This window comes from Frankia torreyi (assembly GCF_000948395.1).
Classification (GTDB): domain Bacteria; phylum Actinomycetota; class Actinomycetes; order Frankiales; family Frankiaceae; genus Frankia; species Frankia torreyi.
Map to the genome: position 1 here is coordinate 24,311 of NZ_JYFN01000069.1, position 7,979 is coordinate 32,289.

9 protein-coding genes are annotated in these 7,979 nt (G+C 68.8%); 3 read left to right on the forward strand and 6 right to left on the reverse strand.

The genetic code is table 11. The features are described from left to right. The first annotated feature begins 40 nt into the window (after positions 1-40). Positions 41-715: a peroxiredoxin-like family protein gene (locus FF36_RS26990; RefSeq protein ID WP_044888012.1), complete on the forward strand. Its 675-nt coding sequence runs from the start codon at positions 41-43 to the stop codon at positions 713-715. A gap of 500 nt (positions 716-1,215) precedes the next feature. Here the strand turns inward: FF36_RS26990 and FF36_RS26995 are convergent, their stop codons facing one another. From FF36_RS26995 to FF36_RS27010, 4 genes are all read right to left on the reverse strand, one after another. Further along, positions 1,216-2,871 (reverse strand): AMP-binding protein, encoded by a 1,656-nt coding sequence (locus FF36_RS26995; protein WP_082122262.1) that lies wholly within the window; start codon positions 2,869-2,871, stop codon positions 1,216-1,218. A gap of 99 nt (positions 2,872-2,970) precedes the next feature. Then, positions 2,971-3,417: an acyl-CoA thioesterase gene (locus FF36_RS27000; protein WP_044888013.1), complete on the reverse strand. Its 447-nt coding sequence runs from the start codon at positions 3,415-3,417 to the stop codon at positions 2,971-2,973. A gap of 65 nt (positions 3,418-3,482) precedes the next feature. Next, positions 3,483-4,436: a hypothetical protein gene (locus FF36_RS27005; protein WP_044888014.1), complete on the reverse strand. Its 954-nt coding sequence runs from the start codon at positions 4,434-4,436 to the stop codon at positions 3,483-3,485. Beyond that, complete coding sequence (locus FF36_RS27010) at positions 4,436-4,714, reverse strand: hypothetical protein (protein WP_199865518.1); 279 nt, start codon at positions 4,712-4,714, stop codon at positions 4,436-4,438. The genes FF36_RS27005 and FF36_RS27010 overlap by 1 nt, the downstream gene beginning before the upstream one ends. A gap of 266 nt (positions 4,715-4,980) precedes the next feature. Here FF36_RS27010 and FF36_RS27015 point away from each other — a divergent pair, with 266 nt between their 5' ends. Then, entirely contained in the window at positions 4,981-5,649 is a 669-nt protein-coding gene (locus tag FF36_RS27015; protein ID WP_044888016.1) for an enoyl-CoA hydratase-related protein, read from the forward strand. Positions 5,650-6,137: 488 nt separating this feature from the next. Here the strand turns inward: FF36_RS27015 and FF36_RS27020 are convergent, their stop codons facing one another. Further along, positions 6,138-6,989: a helix-turn-helix transcriptional regulator gene (locus FF36_RS27020; protein ID WP_044888017.1), complete on the reverse strand. Its 852-nt coding sequence runs from the start codon at positions 6,987-6,989 to the stop codon at positions 6,138-6,140. A 1-nt stretch (position 6,990) separates the two neighbouring features. Continuing rightward, entirely contained in the window at positions 6,991-7,149 is a 159-nt protein-coding gene (locus FF36_RS36525) for a hypothetical protein (protein ID WP_206778484.1), read from the reverse strand. A gap of 40 nt (positions 7,150-7,189) precedes the next feature. Between FF36_RS36525 and FF36_RS27025 the strand changes: the two genes are divergently transcribed. Continuing rightward, positions 7,190-7,627, forward strand: a complete 438-nt coding sequence (locus FF36_RS27025) for a hypothetical protein (protein ID WP_063925364.1) — start codon at positions 7,190-7,192, stop codon at positions 7,625-7,627. Positions 7,628-7,979 lie beyond the last annotated feature (352 nt).

Sequence of the window (7,979 nt, forward strand, 5' to 3'; positions counted from 1 at the left end):
TCGTATGGATAAACTCGCGATGGCTCTCTAGCGTGAAGGCATGGCCACACCTCAGACCACTTCCACGTCCCTGACCGACGCCACAATCGCCCTACGGTCCCAGCTTCACGATGCGTACGGCGCCGAGGCGCTGGCCCCCTTCGACAACGACGCATCGGCCATGGCCGCCGACGGCATTGGTTCCGCCGCTCCGGCCGTCGGGACCTCGGCGCCGGACTTCGCCCTACCAGACATCCACGGCGCGAGCCGCGCGCTCACCGACCTGCTGGCTGCGGGCCCCGTGGTGCTGGTGTTCTACCGGGGCGCCTGGTGCCCGTACTGCAACCTGCAGCTGCGCGCGTTCCAGGCAGCACTCGGCGAGATCGAGGCGGCCGGCGCCACCCTGGTCGCCGTGTCCCCCCAGACACCCGACAACTCGCTGTCGTTCGCCGAGAAGGAAGGCCTCGGCTTCACCGTCCTCAGCGATCCCCACAACACGGTCGCTCGCACCTACGGGCTGGTGTTTCGCCAGGCCGACGGCTCAACCGCCGCGCAGAAGACGCTCGGCATCGACCTGGCCGAGGCCAACGGGGACGACAGCCACGAGCTGCCCGCCGCTGCCACCTTCGTGGTCGACACCGACACGGTGATCCGGTTCAGGTCGATCTCGGCCGACTACCGCTGGCGTATCGGCCCCGAGGAGGTCCTCGCCGCACTGCGCGGGCTCAGCCGGTGACGCCTGGCGCGGGCGTGGTCGGACCGGAATCCCCGGCCACGCCCGCGCCGCCGCCGCCCGGCCTGGCCCATGGCGCACTCCTTGCATCCTCACGTCCCGATCACGTCACGGGACCGACGCGCCCGGCCGCGTACGGCACGCCCAGGGACACGACCAGGCGATGCCCAGGGAGACGACAGCTCCACGACCCGGTAGGCCACGCTCGACGCGGTTCTCGCTGTCAGCCGACAACGGCTATGGCGCGCACGGGGGAGGTGCCCAGGCCGCCCCCGGGACGCGGGGGACCGTCCTGCTCACCAACGACGGTCACAGCCGGCCTCGAGCCGTCGTGTTCCGACGCTCCCCCGGGAACCTGTGGAACCAACAGTTCACGTACGCGAAGGTCACGTTCAGCCCGACACGCATCCTCGAGATCCATCTGGGCGTCTTCGTGCTCGCTACGTCCGGCGTCCCCCACGACCGAGTACGCGACCCACCACAAACGAATACGAACGAGCCGCCTAAAACCCCGGGCCAACGCCGGTGGCCGAGTTCTGGCACCCCGCAGGGTCGTCGGCGGGGCGCGGCACGGGACCCGCCGGCAGCCCCCGGAGCTCGCCCTGCTCGTACGCGCGCGCGATCGCGCGCCGTTGCAGCTTGCCGCTGCTGGTCCGGGGGAGCTGCCCGGGACGCAGGAAGTGCACGTCGCCATCCCGCACCGTCACCCCGATCGCCCGGACCAGGTGCTCGACGATCCGCGCCCGGCTGCCCTCGACGTCCTGGCGGCCCGCGCGGTCCACCTCGGTCAGGACGACGATGTTCCCGTCGCTCTGCACGACCGCCGTGCGGCCCTCGCGCACGAACGGCAGCTGTTCCACCGCCTGTTCGAAGTCGGCGGCGAAGAAGCTCTGACCGTTGACCTTGATCCGATCGCTGATACGGCCGGTGATGAACAGTTCGCCGCCATCGACGAATCCGATGTCGCCGGTGGCGTAGAAGCCGTCGTTCCCGCCGAGCGGGAGCGGATTGTCGAGGTAGGACGATGCCAGGCTGCCGCCGGCCAGCTCGATCTCGCCCAACTCGTTCTCCCCGCAGACCCGCCCGTCCGAGTCGCGCAGGCGCACGGTGAACTCCGACATCGGCCGGCCCACCGAGATCGCCGGCACCCCCGCCGGCGACGGCACCACCCGGATGTCGCTGCCCGGCGGACGGCTCGACACCAGCAGCACGGTCTCGGCCATGCCGTAGCACGGCATGAACACGTCGCGGCCCAGGCCCGCCGCGGCCATGAGGTCCACGAACGCGAGGAGGTTCGGGATGTTGACGGGTTCGCTGCCGAGATAGATCGACCGCATCTGGGACAGGTCGATCGCGGCGATGTCCTCGGGTTCGAGGTCCCGCATCAGCCGGAGTGAATAGTCGATCGCGAAGTTCGGGATCACCGTTCCATCGACCCGTTCCCGGGCCATGTGCTCCCACCAGCCGGGGGCGTCGTACAGGAACGTCACCGGCTCAGCGAGGAGCAGGTCGCAGCCCACCGCCAGACACGACAGCAGGCCGCCGACCAGGCCCATGTCATGGTAAAGCGGCAACCAGCTGCTGACCCGTTCCTCGGGCCGGCGGGCGTCCGTGCGGGTGATCATGGCCAGGTTCGCACGGAGGCTGTCGTGACGGACCGGGACTCCCTTGGGAAACGACGTCGATCCGGACGAGAACTGCACGAACGCCAGTTCGTCGTCTCCGGGGGTTCGCAGCCGGGCGCCCGGATCGCGGATCCCGGCCGGTGGGAGCGCCAGGACGGGCAGGGACACCTCGACCGCGGCCAGGCCCGGTACCCCCAGAACGCTTCCCGCCCCGAAGTCCCGCGCGACCCTTCCCAGGAAGTCCTGGTAAGCATCGCGCGGCGTGTTCATGAGGAACGGTTTGACCGACAGCGGTACCGCGCCGATCTCCAGTAGACCCAGGAACGAGAAGATCACCGCGGTGGAGGTCTCGAACGGGAACAGCACCCGCGTCCCCGGCCTGATTCCCTGGCCGCGGAAGAAATCGGCGTAGGCGGCGACCCGCTCCGGGAAATCCCGATAGGCCACGAATGCGGACGGGTCGCTGAACTTCTGGTACAGGTGCAGCCCCCGCTCGGGCGGGCTTTCCTGGTTGCGTTGGATGTGTTCGAGCACTGTCCCCTCCTTCCTGATAGTCGTCTGTCCGATGACGCCCGGCCGCCCTGCCGGGCCGGACTGGAACGGCGGGCCGGGCCGCGGGGCGAGTTCGCGGGCTCAGGCCGGGCGGGAGGCCTTGAGGAAGTCCTGCAGCGAGACCAGGCGGCGTTGCGTGGCGTCCAGAAAGGCCACGGTGACCAGGGCGTCCACCGCGAGACGTTCCAGCTCCGGAAGGTGAACGCGCTGACGGAACCGGGCCCGGAACGTGACGCCGTCCTCGTCGAACTCCCCCGCATCCCCCGCGTCCTCCGACTCCCCCGCTGCCGGTGACTCGAGGACGGTGCGTATCTCGACCCGACCGCGCGGGATCTCCGCCCGGTAATCGATCTCGATGCGGGCGACCACCGCGATCAGGCGGTCACCCGGCACCAGCCCCTGGCGGTCGAGCCAGTCCCACCGCCCGGCCTCGAGGTATTCGAGCGCGACCGCATTGTTGACGTGCCCGAGCGCGTCGAGGTCGTTGGGGCGCACCGGCAGCATGAGCCGCGATTCGCTGAAGAACACGTCGGACCACCCGATCGATCGTGTCGAAGAGTCAAGGAAAGGCGCCGCTTCCCGTCGCGGGCCGATCAGCCGCCGACGAGATCCATCCACGTGTCCTCGAGCTCTTCCCGGGAATGCACCTCGATCCCGGTTATCTTCTTCAGGGCGCCGAAGACGAGCTGCTGCTTCTTCTCGACTGCCTCGGGCCGGAAGTCATCCTCGCCGGCCTTGCGCTCAAGACGATCCCCCCAGTTCACGTGGGTGCCGCGGTCCTCCACCTGATCCCGGGAGCTGCCCAGGATCTCCCCGTCCTCCCGGAGGAACAGGTGCGCCACCGCGAACGCATCCTTGGCCTGGTATTCGCCGCTGTCCACCAGCGCTTTCGCGAACGACACGAAGTAGTTGCGGTGCTGGATCTCGTCGGCGGCGACCTGTTTGAAGAGGCGACGCAGCCCAGGGTCGTCGATGACCTGCTGGCACTGGCCGTAGTTCACCGCAGCCGTGATCTCGGAGATCGCGAGCAGCATCAGTGTACGGAGCATATCATCATCGGGAAATACCTGGCGGAACTCGATGAAGGTCTCGTCCGGAATCGGAGCCATTCCGGTGAGCTGCGCCAGGCGGTTGAAAGCCGTCTCGTGGTGCGCCTCCTCCTCATTCCAGTAGCGACTCCAGGTGCCACACGCCTGCATGATCGCGGAGACTGTCGGATTGCTGTCCTGCCAGCGCCGGCATTCGGCGTCCGCCTGGCGCTCCAACCGGTCCGCCCCCGGCTTGGTGGTCAGCTCGGCGCGGCCGGCGTTCCAGACGAGGGTCCGGTCCAGCGGCGTCAGGCGGTCCAGGTCGACGGCGGCCAGCATGTCCAGGACACTCCACCGCCGGGACTCGTGCAGCCGCTGCTGCTCCCACGTCACGTCGACCAGGGACAGGCCGTGCCGCGTCAGCGCGCCGAAGAGGTCGGTGATGATCGCGGGGGGCGCGTCGGGCCCGGCCGGTCGCCGGGTCACCAGGACGGTGCCGTGATCTGCCTCGACGGTCATCAGGCCGCCGCCCTCTTCTGCCGGTCGAATTCCTCGAGGAAGATGGTCAGTACCCTGGGCATCGGTGTATCGAGAGGCAACGTTGGTAGCCGCACCCGCACACCGTGCTCCTTGCGCAGCGCGTTGGACGTCCGGGCAAACGTCTCCATCAGGTCGATACTGTTAGTCATCTTCGCACTGCGGCCAATCACGGTGGCCAGCGTCACATCGTCGGCAAAAAGCTGCTCTTCCGGGAGACCCACATACTCGGCAAACCTCTGCCGGATGTAGGACTCCACCCCACCCGTCTCCATACCCGGAAGAATACAAGGCGCCCACTTCCGTGGACCATTTCCCGCCGCCAGTTGCGCCAACAATCCATCTTGTTGATCCTCTGTTTTGACTGCGTAGTCAAACTTGCGCCGCAACAAAGAGGATGCGATAATTTCGTGCCTTCCCCGCCGCGCCCCGTCCCACCGTGCCCGCCGGTCCTGGTCAGGCCGGGGGCCCGAGGCATGATCCGGACGTGACCCGGACAAGAAGACACGCGGACTAGGATCAGCGGATGCCGAAGCTGGAACGGGACGGCGAGGTCTTCGTCCTGCACCTCGATCCCGATGACGAGAACCGGTTCCACCCCGACCGGCTGGCCGCGGTGGAGGCAGCGCTCGACGAGGTCGACGCCGCGGCGGGCCCCCGGGCGCTGGTGACGGTGGGCGGCGGCAAGTTCTGGTCCACCGGTCTCGACCTCGACTGGTTGCTGAGCAACGCCGACCGGTCCGCGGCCTACCTCGACCGGGTCCACGCGCTGTTCGCCCGCACGCTGGCCTCCCCGGTGGTCACCGTCGCGGCCCTGAACGGGCACACCTTCGCCGCCGGGGCGATGTGGGCACTGGCCCACGACCTGCGGGTGATGCGCCTGGACCGGGGTTTCTTCTGCCTGCCCGAGGTGGACCTCGACCTGCCCTTCCAGTCGGGGATGTCGGCCCTGATCCGGGCCCGCCTGACCCCGGCGACCGCGCACGAGGCGATGACGACCGGTCGGCGTTATGGCGGCGGGCAGGCGCTCGCGGCGGGCATCGTCGACGCGGTGGCGCAGGCCGATCAGCTCCTCGCCGCGGCCGTGGAGCGCGCGCGACCGCTCGCGGCCAAGGCCCGACCGGTCCGCGCCCAGATCAAGGAGACGCTGTACGCGGAGACGCTCACCGCGCTGCGCACCCCGACCGCCAGGTAGGTCGACCGGATCGCGTCGCCCCGATCGGCTTCCGGAACGATCGGCTTCCGGAACGATCGGCTTCCGGAACGATCGGACCGCCCGGGACGATGGTGCCGCCCGGCAGGTAGACCCCAGCGGCTTGGCTCCGGGCGTCTGCGGCACCAGCAGGTCCAGGCGCAGCTGCAAGTCCTGGCCGTCGGGGCCCTTGCGGGTCGCGTAGGCGACGTCGGTGTGCGTGACGACCCGGACGGTGCCGGTCTTGATCTGCGGTTCTGCGGCACCGGAGAGCACGATGTTGGTGCTGTCGTCGCTGCGCACCACGGTGCGGGCCAGGAGGATCTCCGGCATGGCGGCGGGGGGCGGGATGCTCATGGGGCTCCTTGCGTCTTTCGGTTGAGCGGTACTGCGCGGTTTTCTCCGTCCGCATGTTTCGCGTGAGCGTCGAAGTGACGGGCATGCGGGGTGGCACGTCCGGGTCTCGGGGAGGCCAGGGGGCCGAGGGGAGATCAGGGGGCCGAGGGGAGGTTCTGCGCGCCTATCACCGACAGCAGTTGGAGCTTGTCGTGGCTCTCACTGCCGGGCGTGGCGGTGAAGATCAGCAAGGCCTGCTCCTGGTCGAGGTCGAGGAGCATCTGGCAGTAGACGTCCAGCAGGCCCAGTTCGGCGTTGCGGATGCGCTTGTGGTGGCCGCGCGAGCCGGTGATCTCGTGCTCGCTCCACAGTTCGGCGAACTCGCGGCTGACGTCGAGCAGCGTGCGGGACATGGCCGCACCGCGACTCTCGGGGCCCTTACGGGCGACCAGGGAGCGAAGGTCGGCGGTGAAGGCCCGGCTGTGCAGGGCATGGTCCTCGTCCGGATAGATCAGGCGGGTCTCGGGCCGGGTGAACCAACGGTAGATCATGCTGCGTTCCAGGCCGGTGTAGGCGGTCTCGTCACCCAGCAGTGCCACGGCCGGCGGGGTCTGCAGCAGGGTCTCGCCGAGGCTGGTGACGACCTGGGCCGGGGTGTCCTGCAGCCGGTCGAGCACGTGCATCAGGCCGGTGTCGACGTGGTGCGCGCGCAGGTCGCGGCCGGGCGCGGGGTGTCCCGCGAGGCGGAACAGGTGGTCGCGCTCGTCCAGGGACAGGTGCAGGTGCAGGCCGCGGGCGATGGCGGCCAGCATCGGCTCCGAGGGGCGCGGGCCGCGCTGCTGCTCAATGCGGCTGTAGTAGTCGGTCGACATGCCGCACAGTGCCGCGACCTCCTCGCGGCGCAGCCCGCCGGTGCGCCGGCGCTGCCCCCGGGGCAGCCCCACGTCCTCGGGCTGCAGCGCTTCCCGGCGGGTGCGCAGGAAGCCGGCGAGTTGGTTGCGGTCCATCTCAGCGCACCGCGGGGACTGCCGGGAAGGCGACCTTGGCCAGCTTCTCGCCTTCGGCCCAGATCCGGCTCGCCGCCTCACGATCCTCGGCAGTGCGGTAGAGCTTCTGCTCGGCCGGCCCTACCTGCCAAGATGGGTTGAGACAGGGGATGTCTATCATCTTATGACTAGGGCGGGGTAGGGAGAAGAAGATCGTGGTGATGTCGGTGACGACCGGGCGGGGCCTGGTCGATGATGTCCGGGTGGGAGATCGCGAGGGCGAGGGCCGCCGGCCGGATCCGGAGGTCGAGCCGAAGGCGCGGCGGCGGTCGTTCTCGCCGGCGTACAAGCTGCGGATCCTGGGCGAGTATGAGGCGGCGACGTCGCCGGGGGCGAAGGGTGCGATCCTGCGTCGGGAGAAGCTGTATTCGGCGCATATCGTGGAATGGCGTAAGGCCCGGGATGCGAGGGCGTTGGCGGGGCTGTCGAAGCCGAAGGGCCGGCCGGCGGTCGACGACCGGGACCGGGAGCTGGAGAAGCTACGGGCGGAGAAGGACCGATTGGAACAGGAGCTGGCGAAGGCCCGCTTCGTGATCGATGTCCAGGGAAAAGTATCGGCGCTCTGTGTACCACGAACGTTGAGGGGGATGGCAGCCTGAGGTAGGCCGGCTGTTTCCGCGAAGGCGTGTAACTGCATGGAAGATGGAGGTTTTGTGGCCCTCCGGAGTCGCCCTGCGGGGGGAGATTCCAAAGCACCTCAAGCTGCGTTAGCTGAAGACTGTCGTGGTGAGCGTTGAGGAAAAGGCGCACGAGATGCGTCAGCTGGGGACCGGGAAGGTGAGCTCAGCTCTCCGCTGTTGAAGCATCGAAAGTAGCAGCTGGCATCGAAACCAGGGTGTAGAGCGTGTCCTGGGACGAGCCTGACGGATACCCGTCTACTGGTCAGGCGGTGCCCGGTGTGAATGGCGGCACGAGCCCGGTCTGCGGCTTCCATGCGGAACGTGGGAGAGC

What these genes read in the sequence shown, in the direction of transcription:
- FF36_RS26990 (WP_044888012.1), top strand. Translation starts at nt 41, where the DNA reads ATGGCCACACCTCAGACCACTTCCACGTCCCTGACCGACGCCACAATC.
- FF36_RS27005 (WP_044888014.1), bottom strand. Translation starts at nt 4,436, where the DNA reads ATGACCGTCGAGGCAGATCACGGCACCGTCCTGGTGACCCGGCGACCG.
- FF36_RS27015 (WP_044888016.1), top strand. Translation starts at nt 4,981, where the DNA reads ATGCCGAAGCTGGAACGGGACGGCGAGGTCTTCGTCCTGCACCTCGAT.
- FF36_RS27020 (WP_044888017.1), bottom strand. Translation starts at nt 6,989, where the DNA reads ATGGACCGCAACCAACTCGCCGGCTTCCTGCGCACCCGCCGGGAAGCG.
- FF36_RS36525 (WP_206778484.1), bottom strand. Translation starts at nt 7,149, where the DNA reads ATGATAGACATCCCCTGTCTCAACCCATCTTGGCAGGTAGGGCCGGCC.
- FF36_RS27025 (WP_063925364.1), top strand. Translation starts at nt 7,190, where the DNA reads ATGTCGGTGACGACCGGGCGGGGCCTGGTCGATGATGTCCGGGTGGGA.